Source organism: Nocardia sp. NPDC057663 (assembly GCF_042799895.1).
In the GTDB taxonomy this organism is placed as follows: Bacteria; Actinomycetota; Actinomycetes; order Mycobacteriales; family Mycobacteriaceae; genus Nocardia.
In genome coordinates this window covers 1-24,631 of sequence record NZ_JBHVHX010000011.1, presented here as the reverse complement: position 1 = coordinate 24,631, position 24,631 = coordinate 1, and the positions used below count along the sequence as shown (strand labels likewise).

The 24,631-nt window shown below is 62.8% G+C and carries 26 protein-coding genes and 1 rRNA gene; 4 read left to right on the top strand and 23 right to left on the bottom strand.

What is annotated here, in order from left to right; translation table 11 throughout:
* The first annotated feature begins 298 nt into the window (after window positions 1–298).
* The gene (locus ACFVAV_RS22375; protein ID WP_379037023.1) at window positions 299–607 is read left to right on the top strand and encodes a WXG100 family type VII secretion target; all 309 of its coding nucleotides are present in this window, start codon (window positions 299–301) and stop codon (window positions 605–607) included.
* Window positions 608–635: 28 nt separating this feature from the next.
* Here ACFVAV_RS22375 and ACFVAV_RS22370 read toward each other — a convergent pair whose 3' ends face one another.
* From ACFVAV_RS22370 to ACFVAV_RS22360, 3 genes are all read right to left on the bottom strand, one after another.
* On the bottom strand, window positions 636–1,037 hold the full coding sequence (locus tag ACFVAV_RS22370) for a restriction endonuclease (RefSeq protein WP_379037021.1): 402 nt from the start codon (window positions 1,035–1,037) through the stop codon (window positions 636–638).
* On the bottom strand, window positions 973–1,557 hold the full coding sequence (locus ACFVAV_RS22365) for a winged helix-turn-helix domain-containing protein (RefSeq protein WP_379037020.1): 585 nt from the start codon (window positions 1,555–1,557) through the stop codon (window positions 973–975). The genes ACFVAV_RS22370 and ACFVAV_RS22365 overlap by 65 nt, the downstream gene beginning before the upstream one ends.
* 374 nt (window positions 1,558–1,931) lie before the next feature.
* Window positions 1,932–2,282, bottom strand: a complete 351-nt coding sequence (locus ACFVAV_RS22360) for a transposase (RefSeq protein WP_379037019.1) — start codon at window positions 2,280–2,282, stop codon at window positions 1,932–1,934.
* A 106-nt stretch (window positions 2,283–2,388) separates the two neighbouring features.
* On the opposite strand from ACFVAV_RS22360, the gene ACFVAV_RS22355 reads away from it, so the two are divergent.
* Window positions 2,389–2,643, top strand: a complete 255-nt coding sequence (locus ACFVAV_RS22355) for a macro domain-containing protein (RefSeq protein ID WP_379037198.1) — start codon at window positions 2,389–2,391, stop codon at window positions 2,641–2,643.
* Here ACFVAV_RS22355 and ACFVAV_RS22350 read toward each other — a convergent pair.
* The 13 genes from ACFVAV_RS22350 to ACFVAV_RS22290 form a co-directional block, all read right to left on the bottom strand.
* Window positions 2,576–3,049, bottom strand: coding sequence for a SitI3 family protein (locus ACFVAV_RS22350; RefSeq protein ID WP_379037018.1), 474 nt, complete (start codon window positions 3,047–3,049; stop codon window positions 2,576–2,578). The genes ACFVAV_RS22355 and ACFVAV_RS22350 overlap by 68 nt on opposite strands.
* Before the next feature lie 22 nt (window positions 3,050–3,071).
* Entirely contained in the window at window positions 3,072–4,058 is a 987-nt protein-coding gene (locus ACFVAV_RS22345) for a hypothetical protein (protein WP_379037016.1), read from the bottom strand.
* Window positions 4,059–4,337: 279 nt separating this feature from the next.
* Window positions 4,338–4,556 (bottom strand): hypothetical protein, encoded by a 219-nt coding sequence (locus ACFVAV_RS22340; RefSeq protein ID WP_379037015.1) that lies wholly within the window; start codon window positions 4,554–4,556, stop codon window positions 4,338–4,340.
* Window positions 4,557–4,561: 5 nt separating this feature from the next.
* On the bottom strand, window positions 4,562–4,864 hold the full coding sequence (locus ACFVAV_RS22335; protein ID WP_379037196.1) for a WXG100 family type VII secretion target: 303 nt from the start codon (window positions 4,862–4,864) through the stop codon (window positions 4,562–4,564).
* A complete protein-coding gene (locus tag ACFVAV_RS22330; protein WP_379037013.1) occupies window positions 4,864–5,202 on the bottom strand; it encodes a WXG100 family type VII secretion target in 339 nt (112 codons plus the stop codon). The genes ACFVAV_RS22335 and ACFVAV_RS22330 overlap by 1 nt, the downstream gene beginning before the upstream one ends.
* 295 nt (window positions 5,203–5,497) lie before the next feature.
* On the bottom strand, window positions 5,498–6,046 hold the full coding sequence (locus ACFVAV_RS22325; protein WP_379037012.1) for a CBS domain-containing protein: 549 nt from the start codon (window positions 6,044–6,046) through the stop codon (window positions 5,498–5,500).
* A gap of 28 nt (window positions 6,047–6,074) precedes the next feature.
* Window positions 6,075–6,785 (bottom strand): restriction endonuclease, encoded by a 711-nt coding sequence (locus ACFVAV_RS22320; protein WP_379037011.1) that lies wholly within the window; start codon window positions 6,783–6,785, stop codon window positions 6,075–6,077.
* Between the two features lie 214 nt (window positions 6,786–6,999).
* Window positions 7,000–8,178, bottom strand: a complete 1,179-nt coding sequence (locus tag ACFVAV_RS22315; RefSeq protein ID WP_379037010.1) for a TIGR02679 domain-containing protein — start codon at window positions 8,176–8,178, stop codon at window positions 7,000–7,002.
* Window positions 8,179–8,219: 41 nt separating this feature from the next.
* Window positions 8,220–12,350, bottom strand: a complete 4,131-nt coding sequence (locus ACFVAV_RS22310; RefSeq protein WP_379037008.1) for a TIGR02680 family protein — start codon at window positions 12,348–12,350, stop codon at window positions 8,220–8,222.
* A gap of 10 nt (window positions 12,351–12,360) precedes the next feature.
* Window positions 12,361–13,512 carry a TIGR02678 family protein gene (locus tag ACFVAV_RS22305; protein ID WP_379037006.1) on the bottom strand — a complete coding sequence of 384 codons (1,152 nt, stop codon included), beginning with the start codon at window positions 13,510–13,512 and terminating at the stop codon, window positions 12,361–12,363.
* A complete protein-coding gene (locus ACFVAV_RS22300; protein ID WP_379037005.1) occupies window positions 13,496–14,995 on the bottom strand; it encodes a TIGR02677 family protein in 1,500 nt (499 codons plus the stop codon). The genes ACFVAV_RS22305 and ACFVAV_RS22300 overlap by 17 nt, the downstream gene beginning before the upstream one ends.
* A 111-nt stretch (window positions 14,996–15,106) precedes the next feature.
* Window positions 15,107–15,790, bottom strand: coding sequence for a helix-turn-helix domain-containing protein (locus ACFVAV_RS22295; RefSeq protein ID WP_379037004.1), 684 nt, complete (start codon window positions 15,788–15,790; stop codon window positions 15,107–15,109).
* Window positions 15,787–16,164 carry a hypothetical protein gene (locus ACFVAV_RS22290; protein WP_379037003.1) on the bottom strand — a complete coding sequence of 126 codons (378 nt, stop codon included), beginning with the start codon at window positions 16,162–16,164 and terminating at the stop codon, window positions 15,787–15,789. The genes ACFVAV_RS22295 and ACFVAV_RS22290 overlap by 4 nt, the downstream gene beginning before the upstream one ends.
* Window positions 16,165–16,904: 740 nt before the next feature.
* Between ACFVAV_RS22290 and ACFVAV_RS22285 the strand changes: the two genes are divergently transcribed.
* Entirely contained in the window at window positions 16,905–17,396 is a 492-nt protein-coding gene (locus ACFVAV_RS22285) for a hypothetical protein (protein ID WP_379037002.1), read from the top strand.
* 15 nt (window positions 17,397–17,411) lie between these two features.
* On the opposite strand, the gene ACFVAV_RS22280 is transcribed toward ACFVAV_RS22285, so the two are convergent.
* From ACFVAV_RS22280 to ACFVAV_RS22255, 6 genes are all read right to left on the bottom strand, one after another.
* Complete coding sequence (locus tag ACFVAV_RS22280) at window positions 17,412–17,933, bottom strand: hypothetical protein (RefSeq protein ID WP_379037001.1); 522 nt, start codon at window positions 17,931–17,933, stop codon at window positions 17,412–17,414.
* Window positions 17,926–18,759: a hypothetical protein gene (locus ACFVAV_RS22275; RefSeq protein ID WP_379037000.1), complete on the bottom strand. Its 834-nt coding sequence runs from the start codon at window positions 18,757–18,759 to the stop codon at window positions 17,926–17,928. Before ACFVAV_RS22275 ends, ACFVAV_RS22280 begins: the two co-directional genes overlap by 8 nt.
* A gap of 247 nt (window positions 18,760–19,006) precedes the next feature.
* Entirely contained in the window at window positions 19,007–21,133 is a 2,127-nt protein-coding gene (locus ACFVAV_RS22270) for a hypothetical protein (RefSeq protein ID WP_379036998.1), read from the bottom strand.
* A complete protein-coding gene (locus ACFVAV_RS22265; RefSeq protein ID WP_379036997.1) occupies window positions 21,130–21,855 on the bottom strand; it encodes a hypothetical protein in 726 nt (241 codons plus the stop codon). The genes ACFVAV_RS22270 and ACFVAV_RS22265 overlap by 4 nt, the downstream gene beginning before the upstream one ends.
* A gap of 33 nt (window positions 21,856–21,888) precedes the next feature.
* On the bottom strand, window positions 21,889–22,533 hold the full coding sequence (locus ACFVAV_RS22260) for a Crp/Fnr family transcriptional regulator (RefSeq protein WP_379037193.1): 645 nt from the start codon (window positions 22,531–22,533) through the stop codon (window positions 21,889–21,891).
* A gap of 444 nt (window positions 22,534–22,977) precedes the next feature.
* On the bottom strand, window positions 22,978–23,541 hold the full coding sequence (locus ACFVAV_RS22255; protein WP_379036996.1) for a GNAT family N-acetyltransferase: 564 nt from the start codon (window positions 23,539–23,541) through the stop codon (window positions 22,978–22,980).
* A 181-nt stretch (window positions 23,542–23,722) separates the two neighbouring features.
* Between ACFVAV_RS22255 and ACFVAV_RS22250 the strand changes: the two genes are divergently transcribed.
* Entirely contained in the window at window positions 23,723–24,214 is a 492-nt protein-coding gene (locus ACFVAV_RS22250) for a hypothetical protein (protein ID WP_379036995.1), read from the top strand.
* 166 nt (window positions 24,215–24,380) lie between these two features.
* Here ACFVAV_RS22250 and rrf read toward each other — a convergent pair.
* Window positions 24,381–24,497 (bottom strand): 5S ribosomal RNA (gene rrf, locus ACFVAV_RS22245).
* Window positions 24,498–24,631 lie beyond the last annotated feature (134 nt).

Genomic DNA, 24,631 nt, shown 5'->3' with positions numbered 1-24,631 from the left:
GGCGCCCGCCGATCCGCGGTACCCAGTCGAAACTCACCCCGATACCTATAGAGACGCGGCTCGACCCGAAACGGTTCCATTCGATCCTCCAAAACCCGGATCTTCTCCAAACACCCTGGAATACAAAAAGTTTCATGGTGATCGCCGGGTGTCACGAGCCACACGATGGCGACTGCGGAGCATGTCGATGAGTCATACTGCGATGAGCAGCAACGGCGCTCGAACGGCCACACTCCCAGCACAACCAGGGATCGTGGGGCACGGGCAGAGGATGAGCTCCGCAGAAGTTGAGGATCCAATGGGCGTTAACGAGAACATGTCGGTGGCCATCACGGCCTTACAGCAGACGGCAACCCGGCTGCGTGACGAGGTGACGACCTCCGGGATGGACCTCACGTCGTGCTCCAGACAGATGGCAGACCAGCATCAGGGGTGGGGTCCCGCCACCGAGGCCGCCAGCACCGCATTGCAAGCCGCCTGGGACCAGGCAGACCAGGCCTTGCTGGGCAAGCTCAGCGCGATATCCGATGACTTGGATGCGTGCGCGCGCGCCTACACCGCGGTCGACTCGGCAACAGCCGGCGCGCTGTCACAAACCCAGACCTGAGTTCGGAGACCCGGTCCAACACCTCGCCTCACAGTGCCTCGAAATAGTCTTCGTCGAGTTCCACGACAGAGAAGACCGCGCGCTGCTGAACGCCGACCCCGTACCTGATCATCAGATCGGCCAACCGCTGCCCATCGATCAGAATCACGCGAATAGGGACGTTCTTCGCATACTCCCGCGCGTATGTTGTGAAGCTGCTGGTCGTGATGAGCACACCACGAGTCGCACCGACACCGTGCAGCGCGCCGACGAACGACTGCACCGTCTCTCGGCCGACCGAGTTTCCCGGGCCGTACCGTTTGGCCTGCACGTAGATCTGGTCAAGGCCAAGCGCATCCTGGTCGATCACTCCATCCACGCCGCCGTCACCAGAGCCGCCGATCCGCTGCGCACGCTGCTCTGTGCCGCCGTAGCCCATCGCGACCAGCACGTCGAGCACCGTCTGCTCGAATGCAGTAAGGATCCTGACCGCGCAGCTTTCGCAACAGTTCGGAGGCGACATCCGCGTGCAGACTGGCGACGCCGGATTCGATCTGTTCGAACGGCGATGCGGCGGGCAGCAGGTCAGTGGATGCGACTTCGGCGACAGCGCTCGCGGCAGGAACATACGCTTGGTACGCAGGGAGAGCCTTCAACGTCTTGTCGTCCAGTCCGTGCGGGTACTTCACAACAACGTCGTGACCGGCCTGCGTGATCTGGAAGGTGGCTCGTGCCGGCTTGCTGACCAAGTCGGCACGCACCAGTCCGCTGAGCGCCCAGCCGATGCGGTTGTCCGCACGGAGCTGCCCCGACGGCAGAACCTCGGATCGTTGGTCGGCCGTGAGACCGAGGTGGTTGCAGACAGCATCCACCAAATCCCTCCTGCGCCAGACCTTATCGTCCTCCAGCACTGTCAGAATCGGAGTCAGCATTCCGTGCCACACCGGCATAGCCGAAACAGGTTGGTTCACTGTTGTACCTCGCGTCCTGTGGCCGCCATCGACCAAGCGACTCCCGTGCATTCTCCACGGATGGCGAGCCGCGGGTCTTACAGGGGCAAAAGAGCCGTGGCTGCATCGTTTTCGGCCTCCAGGCGAAAACGCGCCAGCTGGCTAGGGCCTGTCCTGCAAGTCATCGGAGCCAGAGGACAATCGCGGCGATGGTGAGTTCTGCCTGGTAGTAGACAGCACGTTTGGCGTAGCGTGTGGCCAGGTCGCGGAACTGCTTGAGCCGGTTGAAGCATCGATCTACCACGTTGCGCCGTCGATAAGTGTCGTGATCGAACGCTGGCAGGCGCCCACCGCGTGCCCCTTGCGCTGCGCGGCGGGTGATCTGGTCCTCACGTTCAGGACTGACGAACCGGACCCGGCGACGACGAGGGATGCGAGTACGCCTTGTCCGCGATCACCATCTCCGGTCGGATCCGCGGCCGACCGGGCCCGGTTCGAGCCACGCTGATGCCGTCGAGTAGCGGCAGGATCTGTGGATTGTCACCGGCTTGGCCAGGCATCAGCAGGATCTGCATCGGCAAGCCACGACCGTCGACAGCGAGGTGGATCTTGGTGCTCAGTCCGCCGCGAGACCGCCCGAGCGCTTCTCCGTCGAGGATGTTGCTGCAGGTGATGCTCCCTTTTTCCGGGCGCCTGCAGCATGCTGGTGGGCCCGGACGACGGTGGAATCCACGTTCAGGATCCACTCGACCTCACCGATCGAGTCGTCCTTTGACGATCACCTCGTCCAGGATCGTCTGCCAGGTCCCGTCGGCGGTGGCACTGGTCGACGCGGTGAACACCGTCGGAGTGATGGGCAAGGGGATCGCGCTGCGGTTCAAGCAGACCTACCCAGAAATGTTCCGGGAGTATGCAAAAGCCGCGCGGGCCGGCGACCTCCAGATCGGCCGAATGTTCGTCTGGCAGACCGGCGCGACGACCGGGCCGCGGCTCGTGATCAACTATCCGACGAAGCGGCACTGGCGCTCGGCCAGTCGCTTCATAGAGCGTACGACATACGGGTGTACGATTGGTGTAGCATTTCGGTGCGCTCAGGTGTCCACATAAAGGGGGCTGAATTTATTTCGAGGCTGCCTGTACGGCGAATCGCCCAAACATCGCCGGATTCCAAGAAATATACGATCATGTCATCGGTCGTCGCCGCAAGCAGTTTGGTCGCGATGAACAACATATCGGTGACTTGAGCATCCAGGCTTTCGGTCTTATTTAATCTAAAAAAGACCGATACTGTCGGCTTGAATCCGAATTGCTCCTCTATGGGGTTTCCCCAGGACGGAGATCGGGCGGCGCTAACGCGAATATACAACCCCCGTTGAACCGAAATACCATCGATGAGGCCGTCCACAGTTGCCCGATCAGAAATTTCGCCCGAGAGGCAGATCGAGTTCACCAAAGCGGCAATTTCTGACACGCTTCGATCTGTTGCGACGGCCACCATGTAGTCGAGTGCCATTCAGGTCTCCATTGTGTGATATTCAGGGAAAGACCGGGACTACGTTACCAGACTTGTCGATGACCAGAACCTCCTGCAGACCCTGGACCGGCCACTGCTTCAATTGATTCGCTACGTCTTCCGGACTTGCACTACTGTCGCTGAGGTTGAGGACAATCCGTTCGGTTTGTCCAGAAGATACCTTATCATCGATGACACCCGCTATATTCCTCACGTTCCCTGTCGACGGCGAGTAGCAATCGAAGACTTTGCCTTCGATTCTATAATCTGGATTCTTGTCGCCAGGGACCGACGGATTCTGTTCAACTTGATATCCCTTATCCGCGAGAATGCTGGCGGATTCATTTTCGCGTGTAAGTGACCGAATATTGTTGGGATCTTTGTCGTTCGGGTTGATGTAAGTCGGCGAGCCGGATGGTTTGCCTCCGAGTGTCCCGGTCGGTTTCGTAGTAGAACTCTCGTCGCCACCCTTCTCAGTGTTCGTGGCAGTGATCACTATCGGCAGCTCGACAATGGTCAGAAGTTCGCCGTTTGTCAGCGTGGCGGTGGTGAAATTGAGGGCGCTGAGCGTGGTGAGGAATATGTTGGCTGGCCCGGCTATCGCCCAAGCCGCGTCGTTGAGGAAGTCGATATCTATATCGACTTTGTTGTCGTTGGGCGACTGTTGTTGCTTGCGCGGTGCCTTTTCTTTCGCTGGTTGCTCTTTGACATTTACCATCGAACGCCCAATCGATATGGCGGTGACCACAACTACCGCTGCGAACTGAGTGTTGATGTCGGCACGCATTTTCGTCAAGGCTACGTTGTGGGCTTCGACTGCGTTGGCGATGTCGTGGGCGGCGGTACGGATTTCGCGGAGTTTGTCAGCGAGCTTGCGAAGGTTGGCTGTGTGGTTCGGGATGTCGTCCGGGACTTTAGGTCCGAAGCCTTGTTCCAGCCCGGAGGCGACAGTTAGCAGCCGGGCCACGCCGTATTCGAGAGGGTCTGAATTGGCGAAGGTCTTCCACATAGTTGCGGCGCGTGCGAGTTTGTCGGTGTCTCCATCGGGGACTTGACCGCCGGTGACAAGCGTGGTGACCTTGTCCTGCAGTTCGGTCCAGTCTGTCTGAAGCCCGTTGGTATAGGCTCCTGACGACGCGATTCCGACTACTGTGCCCGCGCCGTAGGGCAGCTCGGACGGGATGCCGGTAGGCGAGGATGGTGGGTCGCCTTTGTTGGGATTGCGGTTGGCTGTGTATTCCGCGGACTTCCAGTTGTAACTGGACGCAGTCAGTATGTCCCCGTAGTGTTACAGGGCTCGCGCGAAGTTGGTCGCGACCATTGTCAATGCGGCGGCACGGTCGTCGTAGGCTTTCGACCACGACTTGACTGCTTCGTAGCCGCCAGCCATCGCGTTTGTTTCTAAGAGTACGGATTGCGGCGTTTCGTAGACGGTTTGGAATTTCTTCGACAAGTCGTAGCATGCCGTGGCCGCGCTGTCATAGGACTGCGGCGAGACTGCGGCCATAGAAGTCAGCCACCACTCATTCTCAAGTTGGCTTGCTGCGCCGCACTGTAGGCGTCGCGGGCGGTGACGGCGGCATTGTACATCTGGGTGAGTCCTTCAGTTACCGTGGTAGCCCCGGTAGCCCATTCTCGGTAGGCTTCCTCTTGCGCGTCGGCAGCGGCCCCCTGCCAGTTTTGCTGGATGGAGGCGATTCGGTTGTCGATGCCGTCGAGGCTTTCGGTGAGGAACCCGATGAACCCATTGGCCCGGCTGATGAGCTGGTCCAACTCATCGACGTCGAAGGTGAAGTCGCGGGAGTCGTCGGCCATCACATGTTCAATTGTGGTAGGTCGAGCGAACTCAAAGTATCGGAGTTCAAGATGTCTTGGCTGGCAACGGCTTTGCTTGCGATGCCCAGTAGTTCGCCCATCGTCGTGAGGGCGTTCAGTACGTCTGCGGCACCCTTCTTGGTTTCAGTCCAGCCGTCCCCGAATGCCTCTGCTGCCGCACCGCTCCAATTGTCCAGGACAGTCGATACCTCGCGGTCAAGCGTGCCGAGTCCGTTGATCAGGGACTCTGCGACCTGCTGGATATAGACTCCGGCATCGGTCACCTCGCCCGGCACCATCGCGAAAACTGTTCCAGGCGTATCGTTTTCACCCGCCACGCGCCCCCCGTTCTCAGGCCATCGGAGCTAGCCTAGTCACGGCCGCGTGGGGCTGCAACAGACGAGGTTCAACCAAAGGAATCGAGCCCAGACAGCACCTCGGGCGTCACCGGGGGGTCATCGAACGCACCATCGCCTGGCTTGGTGGCTATCACCGGCTCTCGATTCGCTACGACCGCAAGGACACTCACTACTGCGGTTCCTTACGCTGGCAGCGACGCTGACCTGCTACATGAAGCTCGCCAAGGCCCGCACCACCACATGAGACACGCTGTTAGGGGCACCCCTCACGTCATTACTTCTCGCGCGCCGGTGTCACCAATTTCAGTAGGTCGAGCAACTCCCTCGCATCCGCCAGCTTCTGCGGCTCGTCCTCGGGTGCGTCGATATTCCAGTGGGCGATTTCGTTCCGGTACTTGGCCACAGCGCGTAGTCGGTCTACGACCCGCAGCTGCTCGAACGGCCAGCCCAGCCATTTCCACACTTCAGCCCTCTCGAAAAGGTACGAGTAGTTGCCCAGTGTGAGATCCTCGGGCTCCTCGAGCACCATGAATGGGGTTACCCGCGCCTCGAGCTCGTCAGCGAGATCCGCCGCGGTCACGATGCCGGTGACCACATTCTCGGAGTCGACCATGATGACGAACCCGAACTTGCGGATATCGTCCATGCGGCTGAACAGTTCCTGCTCACTGTGCGCAGCTGGTGGATACTGCGCCGCCCGCGCGTTCCACAGGTCGTCGGCTGCACCTGTGATCGACCTGTGGGCGATGCTCTCCCAAGTCACCACGCCGACCAGTCGGTGGTGGCCGTCGACAATAGGCAACTGCGACAGGCGTTTGGTCACCATGAGCTCGATCGCCTTGTGGAGCGAATCAGTCTGCTGGACTGCCACTACCGCCATCTGCTGGCGAACGTTGCCGACGCGCCAGGTGAGGTCGCTTTCCTGTCTCGACGACCTCGCTTCCACTCACGGCCGGGGAGGCTTCGGTATCCTCGGGATCGTTCGCGACAACGGTGACGATACTGTCGAGCTGGACGGTCGTGAAGTCTGGGCGTACAGCAAGCCCATTCTCTTGTAGTGCAGATCCAACCTCTTCGAGCGCATCGCTGGTCCGGCGACCGAATCCCCACAGCCCCAGAAGATCTCGCACTGACAGCTGGCGCGAACCGGCCGTGTCCACATCCGAAACCAGCGCATCAATGTCGGCTGGCGCAGCGATTGCGCCGGAGTACCCGGGGTCGATTCCGGTCTCGGCCAGCGCCTTGACACGCTCGGCCGCGTCGCGGCGGCTCAGCTCACTGACAGTCAGCAATGTACCCATGCTGTCCCGGAGATCACCTGAGATGGCTGCTCTTGCGACAGTGTTGAGCCACTTCACCGGCCGAATATGCCGGTAGCCGATGGGCTGGTCAGCTCGATAGCTGTAACCGCCCATGATCTGTCCGATCTCCACGACATCCCGGTACTTGCGCGGCATCACGACGAAGTCCCCGACGGCGATCTCGTGCAGGAAGCGCCAGATTTGATGCGCCCAGTTCTTCCGCGTCCGCTCGCTCTCAGCGGGATAGCACTGATCGAGCAAGGCACACAGATCGTCGAAGGTTTCCAGGTCTGACAGATCGTGACGAACTTCGGATCATCCCGCGATCGCCGCCCCGATCGCGAGTGCGGTCTCCTCGCGGTGACCGTCCCATCCTCCGCGTACTGTCCACGCCCGCAATGTGTTCCCCCTGTCCACGCTGTGATCTGGCCATCATTCCACCACTTGCCGCATGGTGGTGTCGGGTCTGCATGATTCACAGATCACCGATCAAGCTCTTCAGCACCGACTCCTCATGCACCGCTTGTCCGGCGCGTTCCATCGCAATCTGCAGATCCGGGTCCCACGGCGTTGCGACTGAGCGCCCGTTGAGCGGAATGCGGGGAATTCCCGCTGAGACCGCCTCCTGATAGTCCTGCAAGCCCATCCGCCATGGCTCAGCGCCGGCTGCGATCATGCGGGCGGCGATCGCAACACCGGGCCAATCGAAGTCGCCGTGGTAGCGGAATGAGACTCGGGCCGCCAGCAGTCGCCCTGCCGACGAGGGGTTCCCGCTGAAGCAGGCCACCGGTCGATCGATTCCTGATTCAGCGATCCGCTGAAGGACCTGCGGGTTCTCACAGCCACTGACGATCTCGTGTGTCGGGACCAGAGCGCGCGGCGCGACAGCGAGCTCCGCCATCGTCATATGGCTGATAAGGCCCAGGTCGGCGCGCATCTGCATCATCCGTGACCACGCGTCCCGACCTGGCGGACGGAAGCCCCAGATCAGGACCGTGCCGGAAATCCTGTCGACTGACACCCCTACCTGTTCCCACAGTTCGATTCTGCTGCGGGGCGTTTGCGGGTCCTCGACGCCGAGCGCGAAACCCAATCCGCGCAAAGCGATTCGGCCGGCGAGCTGATCGGCATCGAGGGCGTGCGAGGACCCACCGACCGTGTTGGCCAGTTCGCCGAGCATTCGGCTGGTCCCCGGTTCGGCCAGCACGATCGCCAGGGCTCGTGCGGCGACCTCGAACTCTGCGACCGCGGTGTTACCTCCTCGGACAAGCAGTGTCGACCGATGCAGCCACGAAATCCAGGATCGGGCCCAATCGACGGCGCCGAGGCCGTTTGCATGCAGTGACCTCTCGACGCTATCCCACAGTTGGCGCACAGCTTCAGCGCGTTCGAGGCGTTCCGAGGGGCGGTCACGGAGCGGCCCGCCAGTGAGGTCAGCGACGACAAGAACCAAACCTGTTTTGGCGGCGCTCTTTCTCAGAGAGTTGTCGAGCTCGTCTAGCTTCAGACGCTTCTGACCAGGGCTGATGCGTGCACCCAACAGGCCCGACAACCGCTGTGCTGCAGCGCTATCCAGCTCGACAGCGACGGTGCCGACTGCCCGGTGTCCGTTGCTTTCCAGCCGCTTTCGGATCTTCTGCCAGACCTCGGCCAACGAAGCATCCGCCAAGTATGCCCTCGTCTTCGCGGGCATACTCATGCGGACGGCACCATCTGCATGTATGTCTTGTTCCGGCCGTTCCACTGGATCCAGGTCGGGATCACCGCGCTACCGCCGATCCTTCGAATTTCGTAGATGTCGAGAGCAGGGACTTCAGGCACGGTGCCCCACAGTGCATGCCCGGTCATCACGAAGTCGATATCGAGGCGCACCAACAGCCCCATCAACTCTCCGATCGCTCGCTCGTCGACCTTTGCGAACGCATCGTCGAGAAGCACCAAGCGCAGGGCTCGATCGCTCTCCGGCAAGCCGGAAAGGAAGCCGTCGGCAGCGACGAACAGTGCCACGTACGAGACGAACCGCGTTTCACCCTGGGAAATTTTGGCTCGCCGCGATATCTGGCGCCGCTGTCCGAGATCGGGACCGAGGATGGTCACCTGCACGGCATGCCATGCCCGGTAGTCCAATGCGGCACGGAGATGTGTCACGTAGCCGGCAGAAGAGTCCGCCGCGTGCAGCTGCTCGACGCGGCGACGGATCAGCCTGACGAGCTCCTCGTCGCTGTCTTCATCACGGATGTCACCGTCTATCCGGATGAGGTCCATCGCGCGCCGCAGCTCCGGATCCGTGGTGTCGAGTGCCCAGGCGATGGACACCCCGATGCCGTGACTGGTGCGGGTGCCGGACAAGCTCTTGTCCATTGCTTTCATCAACTCATCCGCCTGATCGACCCGACGCCTGAGCTCATCGGCAACACCTCCGAGGACGAATTCGGTGAAGACTTGACGCTCCCGTTCGGACAAAGCGGCACGCCCCTGTTCATCGCGCTCGGTCAGGTACGTGAGCACTGACGTGCAGTCGTGGTGTTCCTCAGCCCCCTCGATATGGACCAGGTACGCATCGGATTCCACCGATGTGGCGACATCCAGTTGGCCGCTGACTCCTGCCTCGAACCGCTTCAACCCCGCGATGAGCATGTTCAGGTCTGCTGGTTTGGCGACCTTCCACGCGGCTCGGGCAGCTCTGACAACCTCGCGAATACGGTCCAGGTCCGTGATGTCGTCGATGCGTTCCACAGAGACTGCGGAGGCCGCAGCGGCCAAACCAGGCAGCCGCAACCGTGCGTCGTATGCGGCTGTTGCCGCGCGCAGTTCGCTGTGGCGCCGCTTCACAGTGGCCGCCGACTCCGCTCGGTCACGTTCAGCCACCGCCAGCCGGCGAGCGGTATCGGTTTCGCGACCGCGCAGCTCATTCAGCTTGTTCTCGGTGCTCTTCAGAGCGGCCGTGCTCAGTTTGAGTTCATTCGTCAGCTCCTCCACCGTGAGGTCGAGTGCGGCGTGCCGGGCAGCGATCTCCGCTGCCTCGGTCACCCACTCAGACCTACGCCGTTCGGCCTCGTTCTCCGCTGCGATTCGCGCATCCCCTGCCTTGGCAAACCGCGATGGGAGATCACTCAGCTGGCTTACAGCTTCGACAGTGTCCGCAATCGCGCGTTCCAGTTCCCGGCAGGCTTCTCGAGCCCCAGTGCACAGTTTTCCGATGGATGCCAGCGCGTCGGCTGCGACAGGCAGGTCCGCGCTCTCACACAGCTGGCTGTGGGTCTGAAACTCGGCGCTCCACACCTGGCGGGCCGCCGTCGCGGCCTTCCGCTGGGCCAGCGCATCAGCTTCGGCCTTGGTTGCTTCCGTTTCGGATGTGCGCGCAGCCTGTCGCTTCAGCTCCAGTTCGAGCGTGCGTGGAGCCGTGACCAGGTGCGCATCGAGAGCAGTGCGATGCTCATCGATGTCGACAATCAGTGATGCACGATGCCTTTCCGCGGTTTCCAGTTCGACGAGCTGTGCTGCGATCTGTTCGAGTTCACTCGCGCGTGCGGCTGCTCTCGCCGCAGCACCGATGTACCTGGCGGTGGGCTGGCTGTGTCGGCCTGCAAGAACCCCGTTTCGCCAGCTTCCGTCAGTGCCGATCGACGCCGCACTCTCGGGATCATGCAGCCCGATACGGCTGAGAACTGCCTCGACCACACCTGTCGAAACCTTCGCGGCAGGGTCAGGACGGAGGACCGCCGATATCGGCGAGCCACAAACCGCTGCCGACCCTGCCAGCAATACTTCGCCGTCCGTTGCACGGACCGTGGCGTCAGCTGTGACCGTTGCGGTGAGAAGCCCCGAGGCGAGCAATGCTGCTTCGATACCCGCGCGCTCTACCGGGGTCACCTGCGGTTGGAAGTCGACGGCCGCGCAGAGGGGAACGCCGGAATGCTCACGGTGCCACGGACCGTATGGGGGTTCCGGATCGCGTTCGGCTTCGAGGTCGGCACGACGCTTCGCCACCTCTTCTCGCCTGCTGTCATCAGCACGCTGATCGTTGGTCAGGGTCTGGCGGCGCAGCGCCAGCATCTCCTTCGTCTGCCCGGCCGCGCGCTCAGCGGTGGACGAGAGCTCCGACAGCACAGCGTCGTCAGGATCGGCATCACCGCAGAGCGCCTCGTCATCAGAGGCGAGCACGTCGCGAATCACCGCGGGCCACGTGACGCCCAGCATCAGGCGAGCCGTTTCAGACGCCGAGACCCATTTGCGCCATCGCTGATTCAACGAAATGGCTAGCTCATCGCGGGCGTCGGCGTCCGCGTTAGCCGCCGCTCTGCGCTCCTCCGCGACGTGAACAGCCCGCTCCGCGCGATCTTCCTGATCATTGACCCGACCGAGGTCACGGTCGAGCCGGTGCGCCTCGTCGGTTCGACGTTCAACTACTTGTCCTCGCTGGAAAGCCGCCTCACCACAGCGCGCAGCCGTATCAGAGACCAACCGAGGGTCTGGAGGGTCCACAGTCACCGCATGCAGGACCGGCCTCGCTATCGAGACCGGCGGACCATCCAACGAATCCTGAATAGTTGCGGTCGGCGCGGGCGCGCTCTCGCGGTCACAACTGATCACGTCGGGAAGTTCACCGAGGCCGAGCCTCGAGGCAATCAGCCGGTCCTTGGCGGTGCCGAGCAGCTCGGCCGCCTTACCGACGGTGTCGGCGACCTTGTCGATTTGCGCCGTCATGCCGTCAGCTGCCTGTTGCTCGGCCGATCGAGCCGACTGGGCGGCGTTCAGTGCAGTCTCGGCGGTGGAACGAAGCAACACGAGCCGGTCGTCCCGCAATTGCAGCTTCTCCGCGTCGGCGAACTCTGGTCGTTCGCGCAGGACATCGATGGCGCCGACGAGTGTTCGTCGCTCCTCATCGTGCTCGCTGATCTTCTCGGCGACAGTCGTGGCGCACTTTGCCAGGGTGCCAACCTCGCCGTCGGCTTCTGCCCGCGCTGCCTCCGCAGTGTCGACCGCCGCCAGGCACGACTCCACTGTCACGGCGCCCGCGCTCAGTGTCGTTGCCGTATACCGTTGATAGACCTGATGGAAAGCCCGCACATGCTCGAGCGTTTCTGACAGTCGTTGCTGGGCATATCGTGTCTCGGACAGGTCGTCGAGCCGCTCACCGGCCGCGTCGAGCATCTGCTCGCTCAGCGGCGGTAGCGCATCGGACAGAATCTGTGGGAGTTTTCCCTCGTCGATGCGGTTGCCGACGTCCGGCGATCGCAGCGTGTGCAACAACTGCATCAGGCCGGTGAACCGGTCACGCCCGGTTTCACCGTGCAGACCGAACACCTTGGTGCGCACAGCCTCCCGATGATGATCGGCATCGCCGACACGGCCGGCTCCGACGAGCTCGATGAGCTTCTCCCGGGGCAGTGGATCGCGGCTGTCCCCGATGAGAATCAAGTCGTCCCCGACTCGGCGATCTGTCGTGAAGAATCTCACCTCACTGCGTCGTGCAGAGGCGCTGTACTTGATGTGCGCGCCGAGTGTGAGGTACTCGCCCGGTCGGGAGAGTTCCAGCCACAGATAGCCCACCCGATTGGTCTGAGAACCGATACCGGTGTGCATGAGCTCGTCCAGGCTGACCTTCTGCGAGCCGGTGGCATCCATGCGACGACGGTCGGCGTCGAGCAGGAAGGGCAGCAGCATCTCCAGCGCTCTGGACTTCCCGGAACCGTTGCTGCCGCGCAGGATCAGCCGCCCACCCGACATCGTGAATTCGGTGTCGATGTAGTGCCAGACGTTCACCATCCCGGCGCGCGAAAGCCGCCACCGGTCCTCGAAATGCTTCATAGCCAATGCGTTCATGGCATGCTCCTCATTCGAACGCCAGCTGGGTGCCGGTGGAGTTGGGCCGTGGCCGATAGCGCGCGGCAGCAGCGTGGAGTGTCAGCATGTCCGGTGTGGTCTCGGCCAGCCGAAGCGAGACGAGTAGCTCAACCGCATCGTCTCGCAAAGTTCTGGGAGCTCCGGCATATTCGCTTCGCCAAGCCCGACCGTGCGCACGGAGCAGTTCGGACACAACAGAATCGACCAGCGGCCAGGTGAACTCCATCGCCGCCGCGTCGTCATCGACGGAATCGAGCAGCCCACCTATCAGCAGCAGGGCCGCCTGTTTGACAGTGCCAGACCCAGGAAATTCTATGTCCGACAGCGCACCACCCGGATCGTAGCCGAGCACACCCTCGGCCCGTACCTCCAGAACCAGGCCGAACGCGTCGCTCAGCATCCGCGTGAGCTCCGATCGTTCACGGGAAAGGACATCGAGTTCTTCCGGCCCGAGATCGGAACGCGGCACCACCGGTTCCTCCACAAGCCGTCGTCGGAGCAACCGGCGCGGGGCATCAGGCTGGGGCGCAATCACATCGGCGGATGCTGTTCCTGGTCCAATCGTTCTGACGAGCAGATGTGGCAGGAGCGGACGGCAGATCGTCAGCAATGCCTCGTCACCTGATTCTCCCCACTGCGCCAATGTTCCGTCTACCTCGGTCAACACACCCCATTCGAGTAGAACCGCCAACGCAGCTACTAGTTGTCGGCGATCACTGATTCCGTCCGACAACGGGATCGCCTGCTGCGCAGCGTCGGTGCGGATCTGCGTCACCAAAGCCGACAGCAGAATCTGCTCACCGACTCCTGGAGCGAGCAGTGCTGCACCAGCGAGCGCAATCAATGTGTAGCCACGGGCACCGAATTGTGTTCCGTTGCGACGAGCCAACACCCGGCGGGCGGCGTGTGGCTTCGGCGGCAACTTCGCTAGCCGCGCGAATCCTGATTCCACCACCAGGTGATAGCCGACATTTACCGAAAAGAGTCTTCGCAAGGCGGTCGAATGCTTGCGGATCAACGCCATAGCCTCGGGGGCACGCGCCGCAGTCACAATCGGTGTTCGCAGGAGTATTCGCGCGGCTTCACGCGTTTCGGCGGCGTCCTGCTTATCCGTTGCAAGAGATCTATCCGACGTCGCCATCTCGTTCTTCCCCCCACATCGGTGCTACCGGACGGCAGCTGAGCTGATAGCCACGGACGACCAGCAAGCCGTCGGGTGAGTTCACCGTTGTCGACCCACCCGGGACAGCATCCAGCACTACACCGAGGTCGTGATTGGTAATGGTGGTGGTGTCAGCTGCGAGCAAACGAGCGAGCTCGTCCAGCAGCGCCGTCCGAGCTTGTGGCGACAGCTGAGCACCATCGAGTTGCCCCGCTGCGGACAGTTCGGCGGCAACCTGCGCATTGCGTTCCGTCTCCAGCCGCACCGCGGCCTCGACCACCGCACGGTCACCGGTGATGTCGGGCACTCGGGCCGAACGCCCCTTTGCCGCGCGAGTACCACGCTCTCGCAATGAAACCGGGACATCGATCGGATCTGCGACCAACCACGATGTCATCGGGCCCACGCGCGGGTCCGGTTCTTCAGGGCCGAGCGATAGGTGCCTGGTCGACCACACGCCGAATGCCGCGGCAAACAGCTGGTGGGCTTCGCCGTCGCTGGAGTGCTGAAACCAGCCCGCCAAACGCAGCAAATCGGCTCGCCGGGAGAAACCGGTCGACGTCGAATGGAGCATTCGTTTGGCATTGGCCAATAGCTGCCCCAGCGCCTGACCAGCCGCTGCACGCAACTGCTCCGGCCCAGAGTCATGCCCAGAGCCGGTGTACCACTGCTGTAGCTGCGCCCAGTCCGAACGACTTCGGCCACCGGCTCTTTCGACCGTCGCCAGATCACCCAGCTCGAGCCGCGCCACTGAGTCGAGGATCGACAGAAGTTCATCCAGCCTGTGCGCCACGACTGCGAGCCGTTCGGCGATCAATGGCGCATGGCGGTTCACATCAGCAGTGATCAGATCGACGTAGTCGAGGAGCAGGCCCTTGAACTGCGCATACTCTTCGCCGTGCAGGTCGAAGCGACTGAGCACGCCAGCTATGTAAGCGTAGAAGTCTGTGACGCTCGCGGTAAAGAGCCGCTGGTTGTTGAAGATTGTCGTGACGACGCCGGCGAGTTTGTCTGCCCGATCGGCCGATCGAGGAAGTCTCGTGATTGCGATGACGTCCGCCAGCGAGTCCGCAATCTCACCGAGCAGTTCGCGAGCGACCTCCCGGGCGCCGTCCGCTGCCTCCATGATCTCCACCGCACCGCGGTGCACGCGGCCGCCCAAACTCGAGACCTGATATCGAGAGCGGGCACGGAGATAGTCCTGCACCGAGCTCACCCGCGCATCGCGCAACGAAGGCACAAGGTTTCCCCATCGGACGAGCTGCTTACACCTGGCCTCGACCGTGTCCGAATCCATCGATAGCCCCTCGCGATCGAGCAGCTCGACCACGGTCGACGCCGACATGTCGGCCAACAATGATGCAGTGAACCGCGACATGATGGCGATGTAATCCATCCGTTCGTCTGCGGCGAGGTAGCGGAAGAGATCGAGGTGCGCCGAGGTGACGCGTGGATCCGTCATGTGGAACCTTGCTCTGGGGATTGTCATCGACGCCGCGTTCTGTGACGCCTGCGGGTTTGAGCACCTTCATCGGGGAGACCACAACAGCGCCGGCCACCTGTGCGAAACGAGCTAGACCTGACCACGCGTATCATCCAGGCAATCCGATCCGGACGAGACATCCAATCGGAGCTGCCGGACCAACCGCTCCATCTCCTTCTCCCATCCGGGAGTCCCGCCGCCGGCGCTATGGATTGCGGTTCGCACCGCAGCTGTACCGCGAGTGCAAGCTTGGAGTAGGTCGTCGGCGCGGACCTGTAGTTCGACCATGATCTGGCCCTCGCGGTGGTCCAGCCGGGCGGATGAGATGTGGTCCAGTGCTTGCAGATTGGACCACAACTCCTCGATATGGGCAGCGAAGTCGGCTCGATCTTTGATGCCGTCGGCACTGATCGAGGCCCGAAAGCACACCGACCAGGCGCGCTCAGGAGAGCCACCCCGATCCATGAGATGTCGCCTCACCCGTGCGCCGACGGCGTCGTGTCCAGGAGCTCCACTGATCGTTTCGGATTCGAGCCGCACGCGATACCCGAGAACATGCATCATGCGCGCCAAGCTTCGCAGGGTCAGGTTGCGTCTGCCGCTGAGCCGCTGACTCACTTCGGTTGGCGTCACCTCGAGCAGCTCGGCCAGCTGCTTCTTACTCATGCCCTTCGCGTCCAGTGCGCCGTGCACCATCTCGGTAGCCGACAACAGCAGACGCTCCTCCGCGAACAGCGCCTCTGCCTCCGGCGTCCGCCGGAACCATGTCGTCATTGTTCTTGCGCCTCCTTCCAGATCCCCCGTGCCCGTTCGGCCTGCGCGCATACCTTGCGGTCGGACGGTTTGACAGCACCATGCGTCGCCACCCAGTCCTGCCTCGACCTGATCACGTAGAGCCGATGCCCCGACCTTGTCTTGATCTCATGAACTGGCGGCTCGCCATTGCATTGCAACGGGCGCATCTCCTCAGGACTCCGCAGGAAGCCCACCTCCGTCAGCCTGTCCAACCTTGCCCGGAACTGAGCCTGAGGCTGCAGCGGTAGGCCATCCAGCCAGGCCGAAGCGAGGCATCCGCGGCCCGGCACTACTACGCCAAACACCGTCAGCGCGCGACCCTCATAGATGACCTCCAGCTCAAATGAAGACATAACTTCACTTTCTTGGCAGTGTACTGCCCCGATCCAGTAACGCGTGAACTTTGACGCAAAGATGTGACTGGGAGCGAAACCCGCTGCGATCCCCCGCTGCGATCGATACCGTACTTGAACTCCCATGGCCTGACCAGCGTCAGTTGCCATCCAGTTCTGCCCTCCACTGCTCGACCGTCCTCACCGCAATGCATTGCACCCATCCTCCTGGATGTCAACGGAAGTCGGCGGTTCGCCGCAGCGCCGGCCGCAGCGATCGGCACCGATGACCCGGGAGCCGTCCGGCCAGAAGCAGCCGTTCGCGCCGCACTCGTATCCGCGCCCGTTCGAGGGTGCGCCCGACTCGGATTCCGCGTCGAGGTTCTGCTGGCCGCCTCGGGTGTCGAAGCACCATTGGGAATAGCGGGTGGTGCAGTCGCTCCAGACGGCCGGTCCGGGCGTTCCTTCCAAGCATTCGACCGGGTACGGCTCGGACGCACGGGTCGGCTCAGGCTGAGCAGCCGGTTCGGTTGGTGCGGCCGAAAAGGTGGGGTGGGTAACGGCGCGAGCGTTTCGGGCGAAGGTGTTTCTCCCAAGGATCCTGCGCGTGCAAACCCCTGCGAGATCGACTGTGCGCGCGAAGCGTCTGCAATTTCGTCAACCGACTGTGTGAGCCGGCCGGGCGTAGCACAACGGCAGCCGAAATCCGTTGTGTGTCTTAGTACCTGGAGATCAGTAGCCCACACTGATGTGCTGACCCCATGATGATTCACACCAAGCGCCTCAGCCCACTCGACGATCTCAACACCGCACTCCGCACCATCTCCGAGTTCAATCGCGTCATCCTCGCCGCTGACACCAAAGCGGGCCTGCTGTTGACCGCCAACGGATTCGCGCTGACCGGGCTGGTCACCACCGCGCGCACGTCGATGAACACCGTACTTGTCGTGATGGCGATCGGACTCGCGGTGAGCCTGATCGTCTGTATGGGCTACCTCGCCGCGACGCTGCGACCTAGACTCGGCGGTTCCGGAACCGGTAACTGGTTCTGCTTTCCGAGTTTTCCCGTCGAAGCGGACGACCGACCGCGGACCCCGGTGCTGGCCGATCAGGCATGGTGGCAAGCCGGCGCTCTGGCCGAAATCGCCCAGCACAAGTACCACCGGTTCGCGGTGGCCCTGCGCTGGACGGCGATCAGCCTCGTCCTCTTCCTTGCTTGGTTCACTGTGGCGCTACTCGGCGCGCCCGCCTGATCGACGCATCCGGAGCTATCCGCTCCAGTGCTGCACCGGAGACACACACGGCTGGCTATCGGCCACGCACGACCCGCTGTTCCACGAGAGGAATGCCAGGATGAGCAGGATGCCCGCGATCGCTCGCCGAAACTTGCCGACCGATCCGAGAATCCGCAGCACAACGGCCAGAGCGGCCCGCAACCAGTCCACCAAGACCAGCACGCTCTCACCGTAGCCGTACACGAAGGCTCCCGGCTTTCGCCCGGCTTTGACCAGGAGCTTGGTTACCAGCCACTCCGGCGCCAACAACACCACCGGGACCGGCGCGGTGAGCCGCTCTTCGTGCCCGACCAATTTGCCGCTCACCCACGGCACCAGCTTGCCGACGACAACCGTCAGTACGGTGAACGCCACCGCCGCGGTGGTCAGAAACTCCACCGTCTCGGCCCATTTCGCGGTGAAACCCAGGTCGAGCAGGACTTTGTCCAGCTGCGCGATCAGTCCTCCGAACACGGGCAACTCGATCAACGGATTTCCCGCAAGGGGGTCAGACATCGTCGTCATCATCATCATCGGACCGATCGAGCACCTCGGCCTCTTGGACGAGTGCCGACATCGGTGACGCGGCCAGCTCGGGCTTCGGCGGTACCTCCGGGCCAGTTCCCAATGCCGCTGGACTCAAATGGTCGGCGATGACCGCCGTCGCCCGCGCCATGATGTCTTGGACATCGCGCTTGTTGACCAGACTTTGATCCAGCAGCGCGTTCAGCATGCCGTGCGCGGCATCGAAGTCAACCTGCTTCTGACGCATCATCAACGCGATGACCTCGTTGACATCGTCACGGTTGGACGCCAGCCGATACGCGAGCACGCTCAACTCACCACCTTGCAGTGCCTCCGCATAGAAGCTCATCCGCTGTTGCTCCAACTCGAGGTCGCGTCGCTGGGCGAGCTTGACGAGCTCGTGGTCCTGGTGGGAGGTCTGCAGTCGCAGACCGTGCTGGGATTCGTTCTCGCTCAGTTGCAGTTGCGCGGTGTGCAGACGCGCGTCGTGCTCGGCGGCACGACGTTGCGCCTTTCTGTGGTCGAACGTGGCTTCCTGGATGTAGGCGTGCGTGCTCGATTCCGGAGCCAGCTTCACCGAACAGCTCAATAGCGTGATCCCGCAGCCCAACTCGAACACTCGGCCGGCGAAGTACTCGTTGATGTCACGCTCGGCCACCGCGAAACCTTCGACCTTATGTTCGCGGCTCAACCGACGCAATTCCCGTTCGAGGAACGGCCGGTACACCTGCTCGCCGCTGGCGGGGTGGTCCTTGACCGCTTTCACCGGGTCGGTCACCTGCCACGTTGTGTCGACCTCGGCGGTGAAGGTGAACACTCCCTCAGCCGCAGGTAGATCGAACTTGCACGGTTCGTGATGTACTGCGACATCCACCCAGTGGACGCCGACAGGACGGCCGAAGAACACCTCACCCGCCGAGGGCCGACGAGTCAACAGCAGCAACTCGCCTGCGCGATCCACCGACACTGCCGCGTGTCCATCGGTCGGCGGACGAAATGTCCGCCACGCGGCCCGCTCCACCGCGGCGTAGCGGATCAGCGGGCGCGCTCCGTCGATTGTCATGTCAATTCATCCTTTTCGGATCGATCATTGTCAGCAGTTCGGCAACAGCCGCAGCCGGACCGTTGCGCTCGTCAGCCCATTCACGGAGGTAGTACGGAACGACTCCGTTGTTCTGATCCGCCTTCTCCAGGTCGGCCAGCAGTCGCCCCAGCGGCCCGCGTAATTGAGTGTCGTGCTCGGCGATGTATACCCATCGCCGTATCTCGTCGTAGGCAGCCGGCAGAAAATATGGTGCTTGCATCAGGCGGGCGAAGAGCACGACGATATCGTCGCGATGCTCGCTGGATCGATCGGCCAGCCAGACCAGGACCGGCCACGGATGCACACCCTCGGCGGTATCGACCGACAGATCGAAGCTCAGTTGCAGGACGCATAGGAATCCGGTGGCACGCAGGCCTTTCCGTTCCGACGCGGTCCATCTTCGCAGCTCACGCAGGACGCGACCCGTCTGCTCTCGAACGTTGAAGAGCTCGATCATGCTGTAACACACAGCATTTCGCAGTTCAGGGTCAGCGCTGCGAGCTGTCTGGCGCAACAGCCCGATGGCACGATGCGGCATGAGTTGCCCCACCGCGCTACCCAGCGCAGCCGTCGCCGTGACTCGCCGTGCCGGTGGCTGTCCCGGCCGCGACCATGCCGCGAGCATCCGCGCGACCAGCGGCGCGAGTTCAGGCTGCAGACCGGGGAACTGCAGCGCGCCGATCGCGGCATACTGGTCGTTGCGCCGGCCGCTGTCGGCCCACGGTTCGATCACCAATTGTCTGGCGTGTTCGAACTCGAATGTGGACAACAGGCCCACGGCGACGCCCGCCCGCGTACTCACCCTGAGGTCGCCGACCCCGCCGAGTTCGCGCAACCAGTCACGAACCAGCTCGTGCGCAGCGGGGTACTCCTGCCAAACGTATTCGAGCAGTCGCCGGGGAATTCGTTCGTCCGCGAATCGCACGACGTCGACCGGGATTCGGCCGTATTCACTGTCCTCGTTGGACCGATACGACTGCGCCCTGGCCCTGTTCAGCAGCTCGGCGCTCCGCACGCCGAACACCGACTGCGCCGGCCCGCCGTCTTCGTCGACGGCCTCCACTGCCGCAATCAGCCTCGCCAGTGTCCGGCCCGCCGCGGATACGATGTGCAGCGGCATATTGTTGAACACCGCCAAGGCGATCGCGAACGGGCGAGTATCGGCGTCGAGATCGTCGAACCACTGCCGGAACCGATTGTCGTCGGACGCTGAATACCTACCGACAACCTCGGCGATATCGATGCGGCCCCGGGCGACGTCGACAAGCTGCGCGGCCAGTTGGGTCAGTTCGCGGGCCGGCGGGCGATGCTCGGAAACGAGGCTCAGCAACTGCGTCACCTCGGCCCGATCGAGCAGGCCGAGCTCATCAGTGGAAAGCTGACTGACCAGGTAGTTGTGCACCGTCGCCGAGACATCGGCGGGCTCACCGCCGTCGAGCACGAATGGGTAGATATCGGCGCCCAGCTCGGCTCGTTCGTCCACGATGACGACCAATCGGCATTCGTGCTCGACCAACCGTCGCCCGAGTTGCTCGAGATGGAACTCGCTCAGGAACCGCAGCTGTTCGCTCTCGGGAGAATCGAGCAGATAACCCGTCCGCTGATCGAACTCGATATCCAACGACCGTAGTGCCACATCAGGATTGAGCTTGTGCACACCGCCTGAGCACAGGCGACTCAGCGCCCGCAATGCGGTCGCGGTCTTTCCCCAACCCGCAGGGGCGCGCAGAAGCAATACCGGCTCCGACTTCAGGCGGTCGCACATCTGCTCGAATCTCGGCGGCGGTTCGAACATCTGCGCGAGATCATCGAGCCGACCGGCTGACACCGGCCCGCTCGGCACGAACCCCACGCCGGATACGCTCGCGTAGTTGTCGCGGCCGACCAGGGTGCCGACCTGTGTGTCACCGATGATCACCGTGTTGGCACTGAGCGACAGCCCGAGCGCGCCGACCGCGTCGGTCAGCGCGGTCACCGCGGCACGCGCCTCACGTTTGCGTTCCGCGTCGGTGGCTCGCCGGCGGATACCCGCCGCCTCCGCCTCGGCGTCCTCGACGAGCTCCGGCCGCGTGGTCTCCTCAGCGACCGGCGCCTCGGAATCGGTCACGCCGGCACCGTCCCGCCGACGTTGTCACCACCGATGATGGTGCGGGCTCGCACATCACCGACGATCATGTTGTTGGCCCTGATCGAACCGGACTCGTCGATCGGGACGGCCTTCTTCCGAGCTCCGCCAGGCTCGGGGGCAAGGGTGGGAAGCGGAGGCTCAGGGTAGCCGGGGACCCGAAGCCATGCCCGTACCTTGCCTTCCTTGGTCGTGATCTCGGCATCGCGGTACTCGGCGGGGCTCACCCTCGGCCGGTAGTTATGACGAACGACACCCTGATACACGAGATCCGAGACGGCGATGACCCCGACAGCCCTGGCCGCAATCTTCAGCGTGTCTTTGACAACGGCGGCATCGTTGAGCCGGAACGTGGCGGTCAGCGCGTCACTGGACCAACCTTGCTCGTCCTTGTGCACATAGCCCTCGTGCACGGCGATACGGACACGCATCCAATCGAGCGGGCCGACTGTGTGGTTGTGGACACGCACGCCCTCCACCACGGACTCGGCAACCTTGTCCAGGACGTCCAGCACCGGTAGGTCGAGTACGAACAGGCAGCCGTCGCCCCGATCATCGCCCACGACAACCGATCCGGTGCGATCGGTTACCTCGCCGAGAATCCCGTATAGCGTCGAGCGCATCGCCGCGAGTTCGGCATTGCCCAACTGACTCGAGTTCTCGACGTCGACGACGAGAAAGCTGCGGTGCAGCGGTTCGTTCATGGTTTCCTCCGTATGGTGTGGATCGCCTCATGTCTATCGGGGGTCGTTGGGCATGTCTGCGTCCAAATGCACACTCGGCAGCCCTTCCACGATGTCGGCGAGAAGATCTGGCCGCAGTAGCTCCACCCGTCGCCGACCGGTCCGCACGGCATCGAGCGCACGCAACCGCTTCAGGGCCTTGGACACTGCTTCTCGCGACGCGCCCGCCGCGTGCGCCAACTCGTCCTGTGACAACGGCAAAGTGATGATCACCCCATCGTCTCCCCGCTCGCCGTAGCGTCGGGCGTAGTCGAGCAGCAAGCGCGCGATTCGCTCGGTAACGCTGTACGCACCGAATTCGAGGCGCTGAACATCGGCTTCACGCAGGCGGCTCACCACTATCCGCAACAGCGTGAACGCGACCTTGCCGTCGCCGATGAGCAAGTCGCGAAACGCCGACCCCGAGAGCACGGTCGCGGTCACCGAGGACAAGGCTGTCACCGTGGCCGAGCGAGCCCTGCCGTCGATCGCGGAGAACTCGCCGAGCAGATCGCCCGGCCCACGTATCGCCAGCAGCGCTTGTTTGCCACTGACCGCCGCTGAAGCCACCTTGACACGCCCGGCCTCGATGACCACAACATGCTCAGATTGCTCGCCTTCGCGCATCAGCACCGACCCGGCGGACCATTGACGCCGTATACCGGCATCCAGTAGGGACTTTCGACTGAGCTGCCACGCCTCGTCGAGGTTCAGATCTCCCCCTAGGCAAAGTCACTGCCGATGTATGACAGTGATCTTGTCTAATTATCAAGTGCAACAACATACTTCGGGCAGTTGCGCCCCCGGCTGAAAATCTACTCAACACCCTCCCCCGACCGCAACACGATTACCTCACCACACGAGTTGTCGTGCTGAGGCAGGACGGTCGCGACAGCCGAGCCGCAAAAAGACACCAACGGGATCGGTACGGATTCGGGTTGAGCAGGTGCAGCCGCCGTCACCCAGTGGAGTCCGTCGGCGTTGATCTGCGGTAGCCGCTTGCGGCGGCTGGTTGAACTCGATTGTTGCTCAATGCAGTACTGACACCCCGCTCAGAAACAGAGACCGCGCCGTTGAGCGGCGGACGACCACGTCGTCCGCCGCTCAGGCTTTGAACGAGTGCAGGGCCGCGGCCAGCAATGTCTGCTCGGCGTCGAACTGCTCGAAGGTGCTGACCGTGCGGAAACCCAGGCGGACCGCGAGTCCGAGTGAACGCTGGTTGGCTGTCTGGGTGACGACCAGGACCGGCTGATCGGGAAGTTCGTCTGCGGCTGCACGCAATACGGCGGTGGCGGCCTCGGACGCCAGTCCCGCGCCCCAGGCGTCGCGCCGCACCAGATAGCCCAATTCCAGCTCTTCGCCGCCTTCGATGACTCGACCGGGCTGGTCCGGGGCCCGGCGTTTGAGCTCGAATGTTCCGATGAGGTCATCGGTCGCTTTGTCGGTGATGACGAAGGTACCGGGCGCATCGGTCGCGTTGGCCGCACCCCCGATCGCGTCGAGGTATCGCTCGATATCCTCCCGGAGACGTGGACCACCGATATAGGCCGCAACCTCCGCGTCGATCCGTAGCTCTACGAGCCTCTCCCGATCGGCGTCACGCGCCTTGCGCAGCAGAACCCGCTCCGCGACGATCTCCACAGCAGACAGCGTCGGCAACTGGCTCATACGGCGCCCCCTTCGCTGATACCGGAGACCACCGGCACCACCCTCGATACTAAGCGTCGCCTGTTGCCTTCCAGAACGGCGGCTGACGCCTACCGTCGGCGGGGTTGCCTAGATCGCCGATGAGCGCCGCACCGAGGCGCCGGCGCCTTGGGCATGCGTTGGTGTCGACACGATTGGCGCCATGGCGGAGATCGCGACGATTGTTCCTGTCGAGGGAGGTTGGCGGGTCCACAGTGGCCGTGGGCGAGAGGTGGTCGTCGAGGACATACGTCAGGCGGCATTCGACATCGCCAGATTGATCGATCCAGATCGCTGGTACGAAATAGCGCGCAGCCTTGTTCTCGTCGACACGAGCGGCGCACAGGTGCACGCTTTCACGGTGTTCTTCGACTGGAACAACGATGAGGCGCGTGTCCGCGCGATTGCCGACGAGGTGCCGCCGGAGGGCTGCCGGTGGTATCTCGAAGGTTCGGGTGTGCATTGCCTGCGCCCTGGTGGGACCCGGTTGGAGGCGATAGCCGCGCTCGCTGCGGAACTTCGCGAAAACTATGGATTCACAGTCGACTTCGGATACGACAAGGACGAGTGGGACGGCGAGCCGGACCGCATCGCGCATCTGCTGCTCAATGCCGTCAACCGGGCAGCGTCGAGCGGCGTGACGAACACCAGTTGATGCGGTTCGTCACCACAGCTCTCGGCGGAACTGTCACCATGACAGAGGGTTCGGACGAAATGTTCGAGAGCTACGTGCTGGAACGAGACCCGCCCCCGCGAGAGACCTTGTCCGGGAACGCAAAAAGGCCCTCCAACCATAGGTTGGAGGGCCTTTCGCAATGATGTTCCGGCGGTGTCCTACTCTCCCACACCCTGTCGAGTGCAGTACCATCGGCGCAGGTGGCCTTAGCTTCCGGGTTCGGAATGGGACCGGGCGTTTCCCCACCGCTATAACCGCCGTAACACTATGAAACTAGACAGCGCTCCCCACCCAGAAACAATCCCCAAAAGGATCACCCCTGGCGGGTGTGCTGCAGTGTCTGTTGTTTCAGATACCGCACAGTGGACGCGTAACACCTTCGATAGTAAGCCCTCG

What these genes read in the sequence shown, in the direction of transcription:
- ACFVAV_RS22375 (WP_379037023.1), top strand. Translation starts at nt 299, where the DNA reads ATGGGCGTTAACGAGAACATGTCGGTGGCCATCACGGCCTTACAGCAG.
- ACFVAV_RS22355 (WP_379037198.1), top strand. Translation starts at nt 2,389, where the DNA reads ATGGGCAAGGGGATCGCGCTGCGGTTCAAGCAGACCTACCCAGAAATG.
- ACFVAV_RS22350 (WP_379037018.1), bottom strand. Translation starts at nt 3,049, where the DNA reads ATGGCACTCGACTACATGGTGGCCGTCGCAACAGATCGAAGCGTGTCA.
- ACFVAV_RS22345 (WP_379037016.1), bottom strand. Translation starts at nt 4,058, where the DNA reads ATGTGGAAGACCTTCGCCAATTCAGACCCTCTCGAATACGGCGTGGCC.
- ACFVAV_RS22340 (WP_379037015.1), bottom strand. Translation starts at nt 4,556, where the DNA reads ATGGCCGCAGTCTCGCCGCAGTCCTATGACAGCGCGGCCACGGCATGC.
- ACFVAV_RS22335 (WP_379037196.1), bottom strand. Translation starts at nt 4,864, where the DNA reads ATGGCCGACGACTCCCGCGACTTCACCTTCGACGTCGATGAGTTGGAC.
- ACFVAV_RS22310 (WP_379037008.1), bottom strand. Translation starts at nt 12,350, where the DNA reads ATGAACGCATTGGCTATGAAGCATTTCGAGGACCGGTGGCGGCTTTCG.
- ACFVAV_RS22305 (WP_379037006.1), bottom strand. Translation starts at nt 13,512, where the DNA reads ATGGCGACGTCGGATAGATCTCTTGCAACGGATAAGCAGGACGCCGCC.
- ACFVAV_RS22300 (WP_379037005.1), bottom strand. Translation starts at nt 14,995, where the DNA reads ATGACGGATCCACGCGTCACCTCGGCGCACCTCGATCTCTTCCGCTAC.
- ACFVAV_RS22295 (WP_379037004.1), bottom strand. Translation starts at nt 15,790, where the DNA reads ATGACGACATGGTTCCGGCGGACGCCGGAGGCAGAGGCGCTGTTCGCG.
- ACFVAV_RS22290 (WP_379037003.1), bottom strand. Translation starts at nt 16,164, where the DNA reads ATGTCTTCATTTGAGCTGGAGGTCATCTATGAGGGTCGCGCGCTGACG.
- ACFVAV_RS22285 (WP_379037002.1), top strand. Translation starts at nt 16,905, where the DNA reads ATGATGATTCACACCAAGCGCCTCAGCCCACTCGACGATCTCAACACC.
- ACFVAV_RS22280 (WP_379037001.1), bottom strand. Translation starts at nt 17,933, where the DNA reads ATGTCTGACCCCCTTGCGGGAAATCCGTTGATCGAGTTGCCCGTGTTC.
- ACFVAV_RS22265 (WP_379036997.1), bottom strand. Translation starts at nt 21,855, where the DNA reads ATGAACGAACCGCTGCACCGCAGCTTTCTCGTCGTCGACGTCGAGAAC.
- ACFVAV_RS22255 (WP_379036996.1), bottom strand. Translation starts at nt 23,541, where the DNA reads ATGAGCCAGTTGCCGACGCTGTCTGCTGTGGAGATCGTCGCGGAGCGG.
- ACFVAV_RS22250 (WP_379036995.1), top strand. Translation starts at nt 23,723, where the DNA reads ATGGCGGAGATCGCGACGATTGTTCCTGTCGAGGGAGGTTGGCGGGTC.